This is a genomic window from Chryseobacterium defluvii, assembly GCF_014204415.1.
Taxonomy (GTDB): domain Bacteria; phylum Bacteroidota; class Bacteroidia; order Flavobacteriales; family Weeksellaceae; genus Chryseobacterium; species Chryseobacterium defluvii_A.
In genome coordinates this window covers 247159-265730 of the sequence record NZ_JACHLE010000001.1, presented here as the reverse complement: position 1 = coordinate 265730, position 18572 = coordinate 247159, and the positions used below count along the sequence as shown (strand labels likewise).

The window sequence follows — 18572 nt, the reverse complement described above, 5'->3', positions numbered from 1 at the left end:
TCATTCCCAACCTAATAACTCATAACTTTTAACTCACAACTCTTAACTCTAAAACCTATTTCGTATATTTGGAAGATCAAGAGAATTTATGGTAAAAACGTCAGTACAGTTCCAGAAAGTCATTAATGAATGCCGGGATCTTTTCAGTAAAAAATTACAGGATTATGGTGCCGCGTGGCGGGTTTTAAGGCCCAGTTCCATTACGGATCAGATCTATATCAAGGTAAACAGGATCCGTACCCTGCAAATGACTGATAAAAAAATGGTGGATGAAAGTGAAGAAGGCGAATTTATTGCCATTGTTAACTATTCTATTATCGGGCTTATTCAACTGGAGAAAGGTTTTTCTAATGATCTCAACGAAAATAATGAGGAAATTTTAAGCCTGTATGACAAGTATGCCCATGAAGCCAAAGCTTTAATGGAGAAGAAAAACCATGACTATGGTGAAGCCTGGAGGGATATGAGAATTTCTTCCATTACCGATCTGATCTACCAGAAAGTTCTCCGTACAAAACAGATCGAAGACAATCAGGGAAAAACAATTGTTTCCGAAGGCCTGGATGCCAATTATTTCGATATGCTGAATTATGCGGTCTTCTGCCTGATCAAATTTTCTGAAAAACAAAATACTTCCGAACCTAAAACTATTTAATCATGATCAAAAGTTTATTGATTTTCATTAAAGAATTATTACGGATTGCTGTTGCAATACTGTTTATTTTATCAGGCTTCGTAAAAGCAGTGGATCTGGTAGGTTTTTCCTTTAAGATGGAAGAATACTTCTCTCCTGCTGTTTTCAACATGCCGTTCTTTGAAAAATATGCTTTGCTCCTGTCCATTATTGTGGTCGTGTTGGAACTTTTCCTGGGCGCTATGCTTTTATTGAAGATCAGGCTTAAATTCACCCTTTCGGCATTAATTGCCCTTTGCATATTCTTCGGATTCCTTACGTTCTATTCCGCATATTATAATGTGGTAACAGACTGCGGATGTTTCGGGGATGCCATTAAATTCACTCCTTGGCAGAGTTTTATCAAGGATATTGTGCTGTTAGCAGGACTTATTATCCTGTTCATATTATACAGAAAGGAATTCAGCAAAAATGACAAGGATACTCCGGAAAAATCCGAAGGGAAATTCAAATACTGGATCCTCGGAATATTTTCTCTGATCATGATCTACATAATGTCTCAGGGAATTATGCATGAACCCCTGATCGATTTCCGGGATTACAAGATCGGAACCGATTTAGCCGGGGAAAAAGAAAAAATTGCTAAAAATCCTTCAGAATATAAAACTTTTTATTCCCTTAAAAATCAAAAGACCGGAGATACTGTCAAAGTAAACCAGGATGATTATATCAAGCAGACAAAATACTGGGAAGAAGGCTCTCCATGGAAAATCGAGGAGGAAAAAAACGAATCTGTTTTAGTAAAGGAAGGTTATAAATCTGAAATTATCAAATTTAAAATCGAAGACCCTACTGGAATGGAGATCACAGACGAGATCATCAAAGCCCCTAAAGCTATTATAGTGTTTTCCTATCACCCAAAAGACATTCCGTCCTCTCTCCTGCAAAAGCTTGAAGATAAAATTCATCATGAAAAAGGTACTGCGGTTGTTTACGGAGTTTCTACAGATCCCAATACCTTTAAGACCATCAAAAATGCAATGATGGACGGTACTGCCATCAAAACCATTGCAAGAAGCAACCCTTTCGTACTCATCCTGCAAAACGGTAAGATCGTGGACAAGCAGCCTGCCAAGGACTATATTCAACAATAAAAGCATAAAACTAAACTTTAAAAATATTATACTTAATAATGCAAAAATCAAATAAATCTATCGCCGGTTACCATCTCTCAATGATCCTTTCCTCTGTTGACGGAGAATTTGCCCCTGAAGAAGGAATGATGATCCAGCAATACCTGGCAGAGGAATTTCCCTTCAGAATGAATCTGGATAATGAATTGGAAATTCTTGCCCTTCTTCGTCCTGAAGAATGGAAAGACCATTTTGAATTCCATGCCCGTTGCTTTTATGATGACTCTACGGAGGAAGAACGTAAAAAATTCGTACAGTTTTCAAAATCACTGATAAAAGCAGACCATAAAGTGACAGATGAGGAGCATACATTTTATAAGCTTTTGAAGAATATGTGGCATTTGGAATAATGATGGCCAAAAACAAAATTTTACTATGAAAAAATATTATTTAGGTTTATTATTAATGAGTGCTTCCACCTTTCAATCTCAGAAATTCCCCGACTTTAAAGCTCCTGTTGCTGAAAAGCAGGAACACATCAGAGAAATGCACGGGGACAAAGTAAATGATCCATACTACTGGATGATCGACTATTTTAAAAAAGGAAAAGATTCTACCAAAGTAGTTGATTACCTGAAAGCTGAAAATACGTACTGGCAGGGGATGATGAAAGACACGGATTCTTTCAGGGATCATCTTTTTCAGGAAATGAAAGCCCGGATTAAGGAAAAAGATGAGTCTGTACCTGTTTTCAAGAACGGGTATTACTATTATACCAGAACGGAAACAGGAAAGCAGTATTTCAAATACTGCAGGAAAAAAGGAAACCTTAAAGCTCCGGAAGAAATCCTTCTGGATGTAGACCAGCTTGCGGAAGGACATTCTTATTATTCGGCAGCAGGTTTCAGCATCAGTCCCGATAATACCAAAATGATTTATGGAGTGGATGATGTTTCCAGAAGACAATACAAATTATTCTTAAAAGACTTTTTTACAGGTAAGACCACAGATCTGGGAATTAAGAATACCGGAGGAAGTGCAACATGGGCCAACGATAACAAAACCATTTTCTATTCGGAAAATAATCCGGTAACCCTTCTGTCCGAAAAAATCAAAAGACATACGCTTGGCACAGATTCCGCCAAAGATGTTACGGTTTATGAAGAAAAAGATAAAACCAATTATATCGGTGTAGGAAAATCCAAGAACGAAAAGTTCATTATGATCTATTCCGGCGCCACCACTTCTTCCGAGACAAGATACCTAGATGCAGGTGATCCCAACGGAACATTCAAGGTTTTCCAGCCGAGAATGAAAAATGTCTTATATGATGTGACAGCTCTGGAGGATAAATTTTTAATTACGACCAACAAAGACGCCTTAAACTTCAAAGTAATGGAAACCCCTTTGAACAAAACAGGCGTTGAAAACTGGAAAGACTTTATCCCACACAGAAAAGAAGTACTGATGGAGGGAATCAGTGAGTTTAAAAACTACCTTGTTTTCAGTGAAAGGCAGAACGGGCTTTCCCAGTTGGTCATTTATGACCGAAAAACAGGTAAAAAAGAATTCCTGAAATTTGATGAACCGGCTTATACCGTTTATCCTTCAGGAAATCCAGAATACAATACCGATAATTTCCGTTTCGGTTATACTTCCATGATCACGCCCGGTTCTCAATACGAACAGGACCTGAAGACCGGAAAAAGAATATTATTGAAGCAGCAGGAAGTCCTGGGTGGTTATGATAAGGCCAATTATATCACCGAAAGGCTTTTTGCCACAGCAAAAGACGGAACAAAGATCCCGATCTCCATCGTTTATAAAAAAGGATTCAAAAAAGACGGAAACAGCCCGCTCCTGCTTTACGCTTACGGCTCATACGGAAACTCTATGGATGCCACATTCAGCAGTACAAGGCTGAGCCTTCTGGACAGAGGTTTTGCTTTTGCGATTGCTCATATCCGTGGCGGACAGGAAATGGGAAGGCAATGGTATGAAGACGGAAAGATGATGAAAAAGAAAAATACCTTCACCGATTTCATTGATGCCGGAGAATATCTTGTGAAAGAAAAATATACTGCTCCCAAACACTTGTATGCTCAGGGAGGAAGTGCCGGAGGTTTGCTGATGGGTGCAATAGCTAATATGAGCCCGAATTTATGGAACGGAGTGATCTCGCAGGTGCCGTTTGTGGATGTAGTCAATACCATGCTTGATGAAAGTATTCCATTAACGACCAATGAATATGACGAATGGGGAAATCCTAACAATAAAGAAGCCTATTTCTATATGAAATCTTATTCCCCGTACGAAAATATAGAAAAGAAAAGCTATCCTAATCTTTTGGTAACAACCGGTTTACATGATTCCCAGGTACAGTATTTCGAGCCGGCTAAATGGGTGGCAAAGCTAAGGGATATGAAAACCGATAAAAATGTACTTTTATTAAAAACGGATATGGATTATGGACACGGTGGTGCTTCAGGAAGATTTGACTACCTGAAGGATATTGCATTGGTGTATGCGTTCATGTTCAAATTAGAAGGAATTAATCAATAATTTTTTAAAATAAACTATGAGAAGAAAAATAGTTGCAGGAAACTGGAAAATGAACAAAAATGTAATTGATGCCCAGCAGTTAATGATTCAATTACTAAGCTATAAAAATAATAATGCCACCAATTGTGAGGTTTGGATCGCCCCTCCTTCTTTGTACCTGATGATGGCCAAAGACATCTATGAAAAAGAGGAAATCGGTGTTTTCTCTCAGGATATGAGCGAACATGAAAGTGGGGCCTATACCGGAGAAATTTCTGCGGATATGCTGGAGTCCATCGATGCCAACGGATCTTTGATCGGGCATTCCGAAAGAAGACAATATCACGGAGAAACAGATTCGCACTGCAACAGAAAGATCAAATTAGCCCTTGATAAAGGCCTTATTCCTGTTTATTGTAATGGGGAAACCCTTGAGCAGAGAAAAGCCGGGCAACATTTGGAAGTAGTAAAAACCCAGACCGAAACAGCTCTTTTCACTCTTTCTGCTGAGGAAATTAAAAGAGTGGTGATTGCCTATGAACCGGTTTGGGCGATCGGGACAGGAGAAACGGCTACCCCGGAGCAGGCTCAGGAGATCCATGCACATATCAGGAATATCATTGCTGCAAAATACGGAAAAGAAGTCGCTGATGAAGTGTCTATCCTATATGGAGGCTCCGTAAAGCCGGATAATGCTAAAGAAATTTTCTCCCAGCCGGATATTGACGGCGGCCTTATTGGCGGTGCTGCCCTGAAGCTGGAAGATTTTTCAAAAATTATTGAAGCTTTTAATGAACAATAAATGTACTTACAGTAATAAAAAAACGCGCCTGTCGGCGCGTTTTTTTATTGATATCTTCTAAAAGATTATTTCTTCTCTACAGATCTCTGCAAAACCTCATCTACCATTCCGTAGCCTTTAGCTTCCTCAGAAGTCATCCAGTAATCCCTGTCAGAAGACTTCTCCACCCATTCATAGGTCTGCCCTGAATGATGGCCGATGATCTCATAAAGCTCCTGCTTCAATTTCAGCATTTCTCTTAAGTTGATCTCCATATCGGAAGCCACACCCTGTGCACCTCCTGAAGGCTGGTGGATCATTACTCTCGAGTGTTTAAGAGCAGAACGTTTCCCCTTCTCTCCTGCTACCAGTAATACAGCTCCCATAGAAGCGGCCATACCGGTACAGATAGTTGCTACATCCGGCTTAATGATCTGCATCGTGTCATAAATTCCTAGACCTGCATATACACTACCACCCGGAGAATTGATGTAGATCTGAATATCTTTTGAAGGGTCTGCACTTTCCAAGAATAAAAGCTGTGCCGTTACGATATTGGCAACCTGATCATCGATCCCTGTTCCCAGAAAAATAATCCTGTCCATCATCAAACGGGAGAAAACGTCCATCTGGGCTACGTTCAGCCTTCTTTCTTCCATAATGTACGGGGTAAGATTAGTAGGCCCATACATTCCCATATACTGATCGGTAACCAGACCGTTGTTTCCTAAATGTTTTACAGAGAAATCTCTGAATTCTTTTTTAATGTCCATATTTCTTTGTGTATTATTTTTTAAATATTTCAGAATTTTAAATTACAACTTTTATTCCTAAAATTTTATAGGACTTTTTGTCACAGGAGACCAACCTAGTTTTTCTACAATCTTTTTTGAAAACTCTGTCAACATCATAATTTTCTTAATCGTTTCAAGATATTTTTCCGGATCTGTGTCACGATAATTTTCAAATTCAGAAGTCAGCTGCTTAATGATAAAGTGAATATAATAATACTTATGAATTAAAATATCCGCTTCCACTTCTGTTGCCACATGATCTCCAATAGCTGGCGGAAATATGTTCCTGGTTGTCCAGTCACTTAATTCATCAGGAATAATCAAAGCGTCAGCCACTTTTGAAGTAATATCCTCATCCATCAGGGTAAGAAAGAAATTTCCGGCACGCAGTTCATCGTGCTCAATACCTTCCCTGATATTCTGAATGATCTTTTTATTGGTTTCTATCTGGAATTCATACTGTTCCTCTTCAAAATGATGAAGGATCTCTTCAATCACCGTTACTTCATACTTTTCCTGCTTTTCGTTCCTTCTCTGCAGAACAATATCTCCAAACATCAGCATCAGATCGATCAGCTTATTCTCCTGATGAAGGATGTTAAATTGCACCGAATCTATTTCCTGCTCAGGCTTTGGAACAATCTCCAGTTTAGGAGCTTTATGCTCTTTATGCTGCTGAACATTTTGATTCTGGTTTTGGGTGATCTGCTTCTGAACATCCAGTTCATTGAATAAACTCTGCTCAGACAGTCCGAATTTATTCGAAACCTCTTTGAGGTAAACTTCTCTTTTCAGGGCATTCTGAACAAAGGCTACTGATTTGACGATATTCCGGATCGCTTCCGCTTTTTTGATCGGGTCATTTCCAGCTTCCTTTAGAAGGATCTCCGCTTTAAAGTCGATAAAATCCATTGCTTCATTCTCAATGAATTTCTCCACATACTCCTGCGGATGCTTTCTGGCAAAAGAATCGGGATCGTCTCCTTCAGGGAAAAGCATGACACGGATATTCATTCCTTCCGTCAAAAGCATGTCAATACTCCGGAAACTGGCTTTGATCCCCGCATTATCACCGTCAAAAAGAATGGTCACATTCTCCGTAAGTCTTTTGATAAGCTTGATCTGCTCCGTAGTCAAAGAAGTCCCGGAACTGGCCACTACATTCTCTATTCCGGACAGATGAAGTGAGATCACATCCATATATCCCTCTACCAAAAGGCAGACATTTTTTCTTGAAATAGCCTGCTTGCTCTGGTTTAACCCATACAGTACATTGGATTTATGATAAATTTCCGTTTCAGGAGAATTCAGGTATTTCGCAGTCTTGACATTGTTTTTAAGGATCCTGGCTCCAAAACCCAAGACCCTGCCCGAAAAGCTATGAATAGGGAAAATAACCCTTTCACGGAAACGGTCTACCCCTGTAGGTGTATTTTCAGGGAAAATAGATAATCCTGACTTTTCCAAGATCTCTTTAGAATATCCTTTTTCCAAAGCATATTCCGTAAAAGCATTTTTCTTTTCCGGAGAATATCCAAGCTGGAATTTCTTAATGATATCATCCTTAAGCTCACGCTCTTTAAAATAAGCCAGGCCAATGCTTTTTCCTTCCTCCGAATCCCAAAGTATTTCCTGAAAGTAAGTATTGGCCACTTCGTGGATCTTATACATCAGATCCCTCTCAGATTGGGCATTTTTAGCTTCCTCTGAAAATTCCTGCTGGTCTTCCTCAATTTCAATCCCGTATTTCTTAGCAGCGTGTCGAAGTGCTTCAGGATAGGTGAAATTTTCGATCTCCATTAAAAAAGAAATGGCAGTTCCTCCTTTTCCCGTAGAGAAATCTTTCCATATCTGCTTACTGGGCGAAACCACAAAACTGGGCGTTTTTTCGTCATGAAAAGGACTGAGCCCTTTATAATTAGACCCTGCTCTTTTCAGCTGAACATATTCTCCCACTATCTCTTCTACCCTGATCGTCGAGAAAATTTTATCTATGGTCTGTTTGGAAATCATAGTGTAAAAATAAGTAAATTTTGGAGATGTCAGAAGTTAGAGACCAGAAGTTAGAAGCTAAAAAATAACTATTTTTGCAGTAAACCACCTTTATGCAATTTAATATAAAAAGTATGGATGACTGGCAAAAAGTTGTCGATCAGGTTATTCCTCACTTAAAACATCATATTCTCTTATTAAAAGGAAATCTGGGCGCCGGGAAAACAACTTTTACTCAGATCCTACTTAAAAATATGGGAAGTACGGATGAAGTAAGCTCACCCACCTACTCCATTTTGAATGAATACACTACTCCGAAAGGAAAAGTGTATCACTTTGACCTTTACCGCCTGAAAAATATAGAGGAAGCCTACGATATCGGGATCGAGGAATATCTGGACAACGCTTTCCTCTGCATTATAGAATGGCCGGAAGTATATGAAGAAGAACTTTACGGGCTTAACTATCACACAATGAACATCATCAATACCGGCGAAGCAAGAGAGGTCACATTCGGGTAAATATTATGTATCTTTGCCTGATGAATTTGATCGTAAAATAATTACCTGTAAGATATAATTTAAGTAAGAATGAGTACTACAAATATTTTTACTCCTTTCACAGAAGAAGAGCTGATGCCGAAAGAGGAAAAACTGGAGGTTATAAAAAAAGGAAAGCAATTCAGCATTGGAATTCCTAAAGAAACCTGTCTGCACGAAAGAAGAACATGCATCACACCGGATGCAGTACAGGTACTGGCAGATCATGGTCATGAAATCATCATTGAATCAGGAGCAGGGCAAGGTTCATTTTTTACAGATATACAGTACTCCGAATCAGGAGCAAGAATCACGAATGATCCGAAAGAAGCTTTCGGCCAGGATCTGATCCTTAAAGTAAACCCGCCTACGGAAGAGGAAATTGAATATATGAAACCGAATACCTACCTGGTTTCAGCATTGCAGATCAACCTAAGGGATAAAGAATATTTTTTAAAGCTGGCCGAGAAAAAAATCAATGCCATAGCCTTTGAATTTATCGTTGATGAATATAAACAGCTTGCATTGGTACGGCTGATAGGCGAAATTGCCGGAACAGTCTCCATTTTATATGCTTCGGAATTATTGGCTCTTTCTAATGGTTTAATGTTAGGCGGAATTACAGGTGTAAGGCCTACCGAAGTGGTGATTCTGGGCGCCGGGATCGTAGGAGAATTTGCCACCAAGGCAGCCATAGGATTGGGAGCCAGCGTAAGAGTTTTTGATAATTCACTTTCAAAGCTGAGAAGGCTTCATACTCTGGTAGACAGCCGGGTTCCTACATCCATTATAGATCCTAAAGAGCTAAGCAAAGCATTGAGACGTGCAGACGTTGTGATCGGAGCTCTTCCAAGATTGAATATGACGCCTATCGTTACCGAAGAAATGGTAGTAAACATGAAAAAAGGCAGCGTAATTATTGATATTACTATAGATAATGGCAAAGTAATTGAGACTTCCGAGCTTACCACGATGGAAAATCCGTACATCATCAAGCACGGGGTGATCCATTGCGGACTTCCGAACCTTACTTCCAAAATGCCGAGAACCACTACAAAAGCCATTTCCAACTTCTTCCTTTCTTATATCCTGAATTATGATGAAGAAGGCGGATTTGAAAACATGCTCCTCCGTAAAAACGAAATGAAGCAAAGCTTATACATGTATAAAGGAAGGCATACTAAAAAAATAATCTGCGACCGTTTCGGGCTTACCTATCATGATATCAATCTTTTAATTTTCTAAATGAAAAAACTGAAGTTCTATTTAATTGGTCTTGTTCCGGGGCTTATCATCGTATTTTTTATCCTGAACAAAAAAGGAGTAAGCTGCAGCGGCTATTTACCTAACAGCCGGGTGATCGCGGAAACCCTTTCTAAGGATTTCAAATACTCCGAAAATTTCAAAACCGGAATGAATACCTATAAGATCGATGAAAAATTTCTGAAAGACAGTATCATTACCAACGGAAAAATAGATTTTGACAGAAGCCATGCCCAAAAAAAACCATGTCCCGACTATTTACTGACGTATCCCAAAGAAAACCCAGTTTACGAGATCATTTTTGAAAAATGTGAGGAACATGTGACCCTGAACAGCCTGAAAAAGATCAAATAAATCATTATGGAAGGCAAATACTACATGATTCAAGATCATCTGATTTTCATTGGAGTTTTTGCCGTTTTCTTTTTTCTTACTGTTGGCATTTATTTATTCGCTCAAAATAAAAAGCTCCGGCAAAAAAATGAAAAGCTTATAGAAAACTATAAATTAATTGAACAACAATTGAATGAGGTTCAGTTAGAACACATTGGAACAAAGCTTAATCCCCATTTGTTTAAAAACATTCTCAATTCTGTGCAGTCCCATGCCTACCAGACCTATATGTCACTGGATAAACTGGCGAATGTACTGGATTATATCTTATACGAAAGCAACAATAAATTCGTAAGCCCCAAAGAAGAACTGAATTTCGCCTTAAGCCTTATTGAGATCAACAAGATCAAAATAAATCCGCTTTTCGATTTCAGGATCAAATCCAGGATCGATAAATCTGATGCGATATATGAAGAAAAAGTTTTTGCGCCTTTAATTTCCGTAGATCTTATTGAAAATGCTTTCAAACATACCGATTTCCTGGCACAAGACTCTTTTATTTCGATCCAGATAGAATTCGAAGACAGGGTTTTTACCATGAAAGTAAGCAACAAAGCATCTTTGAAGAACGTACTTGAAAAAGAAAAAAGCGGTTTTGGAAGCCAGTCACTGGACCAGAGACTGAAAATGATCTATAACAGTCATTATGAGCTGACCAAGAATTCAAAAAACGGTATCTTCACGGCAGAATTAAAAATCAACTTAGGAGAATTCTATGATAAAATGCGTTATTCTTGATGACGAATTATTGGCGATAAGCTATTTGAAGCTGTTGTGTGAACAGATCGATCATGTGGAAGTGGTAAAAGCATTTAATGATCCCAAGGCATTTTTAAATGAAATTGATACCCTCGATTTCAATGTCTGTATTTTGGATATTGAAATGCCGGGAATGACCGGTCTCCAGGTTGCTGAACTGATCCCTGATTCAAAAAAGATCATATTTACCACAGCTTACAAAGAATATGCAGCTGAAGCCTACGACCTGAACGTTGTGGATTACGTCAGAAAACCCCTCAAAAAGGAAAGGCTGATGCAGGCATTTGAAAAAGCGGCGGAATTAGTGGCCAATATTCGGAGAAAGAATACCATTGAATGGAATACCAATATTGGAAAGACCCTTATATTTACCGAACAGATCGTTTATATCAAAACCTCCGAGATCGACAGCAGGGACAAAGAGATCATCCTCAGTGACGGAACGGCTATTGTTTTAAAAAACCTTAGCTTTAAAACCCTTCTGGAAATGCTTCCGTCCAAAGATTTTGCACAGGTCAATAAGAAAGAGATCATTGCTTTATCATCCATTAAGGCTTTCTCTACCAACGAAATTATTACGACCATCTCTTCAGATACGGAGAACTTCTTAAAACTGCAGGTCGGGGAAACCTACAAAAACTCACTCCTGGAAATGTTCGGGAAATAAGACCTTACCCCTCACAAATCATCTTTTTATTACATTTTTCAGAACATTTGTTACATTTTGGTAAGAATATCATTTATCATACAAATTTTCTCACCAAATTTGCATTTAAATCTCGGAATTATGAATTGGGGAAAGTACAAGAACTTTATTTTTTATGTTACTACCATCATCGTGTTTTCCTGCCTGATGTACTTTTTCATCATGGAGGGACAGACACTGGAAGTAAAAGAAAATATGGTCGTAAAGACCAGCACGGGTTCTACATGGGAAAATTTTGTTGAGTCTTTCAAGACGAATCTTCATCATCCCCTTGCATTGCTGCTGGCACAGATCGTCACCATCATTTTGGTTGCGAGATTATTCGGCTGGATCTGCATGAAGATAAAACAGCCTACCGTAATCGGGGAAATGGTTGCCGGCATTGTTCTGGGGCCTTCCCTTGTGGGAATGTATTTCCCTGAATTTTCCGCTTTTCTCTTTCCTAAAGAATCATTAGGGAATTTACAGTTCCTGAGCCAGATAGGCCTTATCCTGTTCATGTATATCGTAGGAATGGAGCTTGATCTGAGCATTTTACGAAAAAAAGCCCAGGATGCTATTGTAATCAGCCATGCCAGTATCATTATTCCTTTTGCCTTAGGAATAGGCCTTTCTTATTTTATTTATCAGGAATTCGCTCCGGATGGGGTTCAGTTTACTTCATTCGCTTTATTCATTGCCATAGCCATGAGTATTACAGCCTTTCCCGTACTGGCCAGGATCGTTCAGGAGAGAAATCTTCAGAAGACCAAGCTGGGAACCATTGTCATTACCTGTGCTGCAGCTGATGATATCACGGCATGGTGCATTCTGGCTGCCGTAATAGCGATTGTAAAAGCGGGGTCCTTTGCCAGCTCCATCTATGTCATTATCATGGCTATTGCCTATGTGTTCCTGATGATCAAAATCGTAAAACCTTTCCTAAAAAGGATCGGGGATCTGCAGGCAGGAAAAAACACGATCAATAAACCTATGGTTGCCATATTCTTCCTGACCCTCATCCTATCATCATATGCTACTGAAGTAATCGGCATCCATGCTTTGTTCGGGGCTTTTATGGCGGGAGCCATCATGCCGGAAAATGCAAAATTCCGTACCCTTTTTATTGATAAAGTGGAAGATGTGGCATTGGTTCTTTTGCTTCCGCTATTCTTTGTTTTTACAGGACTTCGTACTCAAATAGGCCTGTTAAATGACGGGCATCTGTGGATGACGGCAGGATTCATCATCCTTACAGCAGTGATAGGAAAATTTGTGGGAAGTGCATTAACTGCAAGATTCCTCGGCATCAACTGGAAAGAAAGCCTGACCATCGGAGCTTTAATGAATACCAGGGGCTTAATGGAACTCATCGTCCTGAACATCGGGTATGATCTGGGGGTTTTAAGCCCTGAGATCTTTGCCATGATGGTTATTATGGCATTATTCACTACATTTATGACAGGCCCTGCCCTGGATTTTATCAACTTTATATTTAAATCTAAAAAAGATAATGTAGAAACCCATGATGGAAATGATGCCAAGTATCGTGTCCTATTGTCTTTTGATAATCCGGAAGCGGGAAGTACCCTGTTAAAGCTAGCCCATGATTTCACCAATAAAATGAACGGAAATAAAAGCATCACCGCCATGAACATTGCACCTGTGGATGAAATGCATGCTTATGAAATTGATGAATACGAGAATCAGCAGTTTAAAAATGTTATAGAAACCTCCCATGATCTTAAACTGGAAGTAACCACCCTTTTCAAGGCCTCTACGGATATTGAAAATGACCTGACCCACATCTCCAATAAAGGAAACTACGATCTGCTTCTGATCATGCTGGGAAAATCAATGTATGAAGGGAGTTTACTGGGCAGACTATTGGGTTTTACCACCAAGATCATCAATCCCGAAAAGCTTCTCAATACCGTAAAAGGCAAAAGCTATATTTTTAACAACTCTCCTTTCGACGATTTTACGCTGCAGATATTAGACAAAACACATATTCCCGTGGGTGTTTTGGTTGAAAAGGACTTCCAAACCGCAGACAGGGTATTTGTTCCTATTTTTAACCTGAGCGATTTTTACCTGCTTGAATATGCAAAAAGGCTGATCAATAACAATAATTCCCAGATCATCATCCTGGATGTTGCAGGCCAGATCCGGAACAATATTGAAGTAAAAGAGCTGATCAGAAGCATCGAACAGGTAGCTCCCAATCATATTACCCTGTATAACGAAAAAAAGATAGAGAAAGAATTCCTGAATTCTCAGGACCTGATGCTGATCAGCAGTAAAAGCTGGAGAAACCTGATCGACACAAAAAGCCTTTGGCTATCAGATATTCCGTCAACATTGATCATCTCTAATCCGTAAAGGTATTTTGCAATTGAAAAATATTTTATACCTTCGCTTAGTGATTGCAAATAACGAAACATATTATTACAGAATTTTTAACTCAAAACCGGGATAAGGATTCTTATGTATATAGCTTAAAACCTCGTCCTAGACGGGGTTTTTTATTTTAAAACTGAAAGAAATGAAAATTAGTATCATAGGAGTAGGACTGATCGGCGGTTCGATAGCTTTAAAGCTGAAAGAAAAAGGCGTTGCAGAATTTATTTACGGGATTGATAAAAGTGATAAGCATCTTAATGAAGCACTGGATTTAAAGATCATCGATGCCAAAGTAGATCTTGAATACGGGATAAAAAATTCAGATCTGGTAATTGTGGCCATTCCTGTAGACGGGGCAGGAAGAATCCTTCCGGATGTATTGGATCTGATCTCAGAAAATCAAACGGTAATGGATGCCGGATCCACCAAAGCAGGAATAGTAGAGGCTATAAAAGATCATCCAAAGCGGTCAAGATTTGTGGCCTTCCACCCGATGTGGGGAACGGAAAATAATGGTCCGAAATCTGCCATTGCAGACAGTTTTTCAGGGAAAGCAGGCGTGATCTGCAATAAGGAAGAATCTGCAGAAGATGCCTTACATCTTGTTGAAAAGATCGTTGAAAGCCTTGATATGCACCTGATCTATATGAACGCCGGAGACCATGACCTCCACACCGCTTATATCTCCCATATTTCCCATATCACTTCATATGCTCTGGCCAATACCGTTTTGGAAAAAGAACGTGAAGAAGAGACTATTTTCCAGCTTGCGAGCTCAGGTTTTTCAAGTACCGTACGTCTAGCCAAGTCCCATCCCGAAATGTGGGTCCCTATTTTCAGGCAGAATAAGGAAAATGTGCTGGATGTTTTGAATGAGCATATTTCCCAGCTCAGAAAGTTCAAATCTGCACTGGAAAAAGAGAATTATGAATATCTAGAGGAATTGATTAAAAATGCCAATAAAATAAGAGGAATACTGGATAAGTAATAATAAAATTGGATCAATATAAAAAACAAACATTAAATAATATTTATATATAAGATTAGCACAAATCATTGAGTAGGTAACATATAAGCACAAAATATATATTTGGGTATTAGTGGTAATTCTATTGATGGCTGCTCAACAAAAATGAAAAGATAAAATGATAACTTGGACGACATATACAACAGAAAACCCTTTGGTTAAATTGAATGACTTGACCTCAAAATATATAATAAAAGCACTTGGACAAGCTCTAACTACTTTCTTTAGTTTCGATACCACAAAACGACCACAGAGGACAACTTTAATTAAGGATACGCTTACCGAGCTTGGTGACAAAAAACTTAATGGAAAACCATCTTATAAAGTTTACTCACATGGACTTTCAAATCATTTACGACAAAGTAATGGTGGTAAGTATAAAAATACTGAATGGCTTTATGATCTACATTGGTATACAGAGGCGGACGAGCCTTATATACCAACAAGTTTGCCTTTGGTTGTTGAGTGTGAATGGAACCCGAAACGCAAAGGTGACAATATAGTGCCTTATAGTGGCATAAAATATGACTTTCAAAAACTATTGGTTGCCAATGCTGACTTGCGACTAATGATTTTCATAATCAAAAAAGACAATGACATTTTTGAGTTGGACCAATACTTTGACCGAGCCATTGATAACTATGCACATTTAAAACCTAATTCTAAGTTTCTATTCATAGCATTTGACGAAAGAATAAAGGGGTTTCATTATATAAATAAATTGAAAAACGAAAAACCGCTTAACATTCAGGCACATTCACCGCAATAGCCAGCCCGCCTTCGGAAGTCTCTTTGAACCGGTCGCTCATAGATTGTGCGGTTTCCCACATGGTTTGAATTACCTCATCAAGACTTACCCTGGCTTTATCCGGATCGCTTTCAAGGGCAATATTGGCTGCAGTGATGGCTTTTATAGCTCCCATCGTATTTCTTTCAATACATGGGATCTGCACCAAACCTTTAATCGGATCACAGGTTAAGCCTAAATGATGCTCCATAGCGATTTCGGCAGCCATTAATACCTGCCCCACATTTCCGCCCAGGATCTCGGTTAAACCTGCTGCTGCCATTGCTGACGAAACACCTATCTCAGCCTGACAGCCTCCCATGGCTGCGGAAATAGTCGCATTCTTTTTGAACAGGGTTCCGATCTCTCCTGCCACCAGCAAAAACCTTGCAATATCATCTTCACTTGTGAAAGGAGTAAAGGCCTGTGCATACATCAGAACCGCTGGAATTACACCGCTTGCACCATTGGTAGGTGCCGTGATGATCCTGCCGAAGCTGGCATTTTCCTCATTTACTGCCAAAGCAAAACAGGCGATCCATTTATTGATATTTGTGAAGTTTTCTTCCGCATCTACCACCAACTGGAACCACTCATCGATATTTTTATAGATCTTGTCTCCTAAAAGCTTTCTGTTGATCCCGGCAGCTCTGCGGGACACATTAAGCCCTCCGGGAAGGATGCCTTCTTTATTCACTCCTTTATAAACACATTCCTTGATCTGCTGCCAGATGTATAAAGCTTCTTTTCTGGTCTCCTCCTGAGGCCGCCAGCTTTCTTCATTCACAAAGATGAGATCCGAGAACTTTTTGAACCCAAATTTTTCACAGTATTTTATAACATCCGAGCCATGATGACAGGGATATAGTGTACGGACACAGTCTTTCTGTATGGAATTTTTTTCCTGTGTTGCTATGAAACCGCCACCAACAGAATAATAATCCTGTACAAGCTCCGTTCCGTCCTCAAATACTGCCCTGAAGATCATTCCGTTAGGATGAAACTCCAAAGACTTCTGCATATTAAGAATAAGGTGATACCCGTAAACAAAAGGAATCTCTTTTTCTCCTCCTAAACTAAGGATCTGATCAGTCTTGATCTTTTCTACCTTTTCATCTATTTTTGAGGTATCTATGGTTTTGAAATTTTCGCCGTTCAGTCCGAGCATTCCGGCAATATCGGTTCCGTGTCCGATCCCTGTTTTGGCAAGGGATCCGAAAAACTCCAGAAAAACTTCTTTTACTTCGGCAACCGATCTTTCCCTTTTGAGAAGGTTAATAAATGACGTAGCTGCATTCCAGGGGCCCATGGTATGTGAACTGGACGGGCCTATTCCTACTTTAATGATTTCAAAAACTGATATAGACTCCATAAACTATTCATCCTGTTTCTTCAAAACAAAGATACATGATAAATCTTTATGAAATTTGTTTCGGCACTCATTCAGGCTTATTTAAAAATGGTAAAAATTACCATTTCAGGCTTTCTTCATGCTGTGAGAGATCCAGTCCCATATTTTCAGATTCCCCGGATACCCGCAAGGTTATAATGGAATTGGTCACCTTATACAATAGCAACGATCCGAAAAATGCGAAAGCAGACACCAGCACAAGGGCCATCATATGATGGGCAAATACTTCAATACCGCCGTGAAGGAGGCTTGCATTCTCTCCATGGGCAAAAATCGCTGTTAAGATCATTCCCATGATCCCGCCTACTCCATGACAGGCAAATACATCCAGCGTGTCATCTATTTTCTTTAACGCTTTCCAGTTAAGCATCAGATTGGAAACAATAGCCGAAATAAATCCGATAAAAAGACTTTCAGGGATAGAAACAAAACCGCATCCGGGAGTTATAGCAACCAAACCTACCACAGCTCCTATACAGGCTCCCAAAGCCGATACTTTCCTACGGTTTATCCTGTCAAAGAATATCCAGGTCATCATAGCGGAGGCCGAGGCAATAGTTGTCGTCCCGAAGGCCATTGCTGCTGTAGCATTGGCACTGAGAGCAGACCCTGCATTGAACCCGAACCATCCGAACCAAAGCATCCCTGTTCCCAATAATACATACGGGATATTAGAAGGTTCATGATGCGGATTTTTCCTGTTTCCAAGCACCAACGCTCCCGCCAGAGCGGCAAATCCGGCACTCATATGTACAACCGTTCCTCCCGCAAAGTCTTTTACCCCGAAAAACTTGTTCAAAAGCCCTTCCGGATGCCAGACCATATGGCAAAGCGGCGTATAGATGAATATACTGAAAAGCACCATGAATAAAAGATAGGAAATGAAACGTACCCTTTCTGCAAAAGAACCCGTAATCAAAGCAGGGGTAATTACAGCAAATTTCATCTGAAACAGGGCAAAAAGCACAAAAGGGATCGTAGAAGCCATTGTTTTATGAGGCAAAGCACCCACATGATTAAAGAAAGGATAGCTTAACGGGTTTCCGATAATCCCATAATGTTCTCCATTGAAGGTAAAACCTAAAGAATCCCCAAAAGACAGGGAAAAGCCTACCACTACCCACAAAATAGAAATTACGCCCAATGCGATGAAGCTTTGGAGCATGGTAGAGATCACATTCTTTTTACCTACCATTCCGCCATAGAAGAATGAGAGCCCCGGAGTCATTAGCAGGACCAAGCCTGCTGCAGCCAAGATCCATGCTACATCGGCAGCAATGATTCTATCTTCACTTAAAAACTCTGCTGTATCCGGTATATCGGCTGCAGGGCTCCAGAATAATCCGCCTGTTGCTATGAGAGCAATGATCACAAATGAAATGATCCATTTTAATCCTAATGTCATACTATTTATGCTTTACCCCTTCAAA

At 39.6% G+C, this 18572-nt stretch carries 17 protein-coding genes; 13 read left to right on the top strand and 4 right to left on the bottom strand.

Annotated elements, in window-relative coordinates:
- Positions 1-88: 88 nt before the first annotated feature.
- The 5 genes from HNP38_RS01195 to tpiA are packed head-to-tail and all read left to right on the top strand — an operon-like array spanning position 89 to position 5110.
- Positions 89-655 carry a DUF1599 domain-containing protein gene (locus HNP38_RS01195; protein WP_184183175.1) on the top strand — a complete coding sequence of 189 codons (567 nt, stop codon included), beginning with the start codon at positions 89-91 and terminating at the stop codon, positions 653-655.
- 2 nt (positions 656-657) lie between these two features.
- Positions 658-1788, top strand: a complete 1131-nt coding sequence (locus HNP38_RS01190; protein ID WP_184183172.1) for a BT_3928 family protein — start codon at positions 658-660, stop codon at positions 1786-1788.
- A gap of 38 nt (positions 1789-1826) precedes the next feature.
- On the top strand, positions 1827-2177 hold the full coding sequence (locus HNP38_RS01185; RefSeq protein WP_184183169.1) for a TerB family tellurite resistance protein: 351 nt from the start codon (positions 1827-1829) through the stop codon (positions 2175-2177).
- Positions 2178-2202: 25 nt separating this feature from the next.
- Positions 2203-4329 carry a S9 family peptidase gene (locus HNP38_RS01180; RefSeq protein WP_184183166.1) on the top strand — a complete coding sequence of 709 codons (2127 nt, stop codon included), beginning with the start codon at positions 2203-2205 and terminating at the stop codon, positions 4327-4329.
- 16 nt (positions 4330-4345) lie between these two features.
- A complete protein-coding gene (gene tpiA, locus HNP38_RS01175) occupies positions 4346-5110 on the top strand; it encodes a triose-phosphate isomerase (RefSeq protein ID WP_184183163.1) in 765 nt (254 codons plus the stop codon).
- A 65-nt stretch (positions 5111-5175) separates the two neighbouring features.
- Here tpiA and clpP read toward each other — a convergent pair whose 3' ends face one another.
- Both clpP and dnaG read right to left on the bottom strand, forming a co-directional pair.
- Positions 5176-5862 carry an ATP-dependent Clp endopeptidase proteolytic subunit ClpP gene (gene clpP, locus HNP38_RS01170; protein ID WP_184183160.1) on the bottom strand — a complete coding sequence of 229 codons (687 nt, stop codon included), beginning with the start codon at positions 5860-5862 and terminating at the stop codon, positions 5176-5178.
- A gap of 57 nt (positions 5863-5919) precedes the next feature.
- Positions 5920-7896, bottom strand: coding sequence for a DNA primase (dnaG, locus tag HNP38_RS01165; protein WP_184183157.1), 1977 nt, complete (start codon positions 7894-7896; stop codon positions 5920-5922).
- A 92-nt stretch (positions 7897-7988) separates the two neighbouring features.
- Here dnaG and tsaE point away from each other — a divergent pair, with 92 nt between their 5' ends.
- The 8 genes from tsaE to HNP38_RS01125 all read left to right on the top strand — a co-directional run bounded on the left by tsaE (position 7989) and on the right by HNP38_RS01125 (position 15713).
- On the top strand, positions 7989-8396 hold the full coding sequence (gene tsaE / locus HNP38_RS01160; protein ID WP_184183154.1) for a tRNA (adenosine(37)-N6)-threonylcarbamoyltransferase complex ATPase subunit type 1 TsaE: 408 nt from the start codon (positions 7989-7991) through the stop codon (positions 8394-8396).
- Positions 8397-8465: 69 nt separating this feature from the next.
- Positions 8466-9659 carry an alanine dehydrogenase gene (locus HNP38_RS01155; protein ID WP_184183151.1) on the top strand — a complete coding sequence of 398 codons (1194 nt, stop codon included), beginning with the start codon at positions 8466-8468 and terminating at the stop codon, positions 9657-9659.
- Positions 9660-10031: a hypothetical protein gene (locus tag HNP38_RS01150; protein ID WP_184183148.1), complete on the top strand. Its 372-nt coding sequence runs from the start codon at positions 9660-9662 to the stop codon at positions 10029-10031.
- Between the two features lie 6 nt (positions 10032-10037).
- Entirely contained in the window at positions 10038-10808 is a 771-nt protein-coding gene (locus tag HNP38_RS01145) for a sensor histidine kinase (RefSeq protein ID WP_184183145.1), read from the top strand.
- Positions 10786-11496: a LytR/AlgR family response regulator transcription factor gene (locus tag HNP38_RS01140; RefSeq protein ID WP_184183142.1), complete on the top strand. Its 711-nt coding sequence runs from the start codon at positions 10786-10788 to the stop codon at positions 11494-11496. The genes HNP38_RS01145 and HNP38_RS01140 overlap by 23 nt, the downstream gene beginning before the upstream one ends.
- 120 nt (positions 11497-11616) lie before the next feature.
- A complete protein-coding gene (locus tag HNP38_RS01135) occupies positions 11617-13896 on the top strand; it encodes a cation:proton antiporter (RefSeq protein WP_184183138.1) in 2280 nt (759 codons plus the stop codon).
- 163 nt (positions 13897-14059) lie between these two features.
- Positions 14060-14905 (top strand): prephenate dehydrogenase, encoded by an 846-nt coding sequence (locus HNP38_RS01130; protein ID WP_184183136.1) that lies wholly within the window; start codon positions 14060-14062, stop codon positions 14903-14905.
- 157 nt (positions 14906-15062) lie between these two features.
- Positions 15063-15713, top strand: a complete 651-nt coding sequence (locus HNP38_RS01125) for a hypothetical protein (protein WP_184183132.1) — start codon at positions 15063-15065, stop codon at positions 15711-15713.
- On the opposite strand, the gene HNP38_RS01120 is transcribed toward HNP38_RS01125, so the two are convergent.
- Together HNP38_RS01120 and HNP38_RS01115 are read right to left on the bottom strand one after the other, a co-directional pair.
- Positions 15685-17103: an L-serine ammonia-lyase gene (locus HNP38_RS01120; protein ID WP_184183129.1), complete on the bottom strand. Its 1419-nt coding sequence runs from the start codon at positions 17101-17103 to the stop codon at positions 15685-15687. The two genes, HNP38_RS01125 and HNP38_RS01120, sit on opposite strands and share 29 nt — an antisense overlap.
- 97 nt (positions 17104-17200) lie before the next feature.
- Positions 17201-18547, bottom strand: a complete 1347-nt coding sequence (locus HNP38_RS01115; RefSeq protein WP_184183126.1) for an ammonium transporter — start codon at positions 18545-18547, stop codon at positions 17201-17203.
- Positions 18548-18572 lie beyond the last annotated feature (25 nt).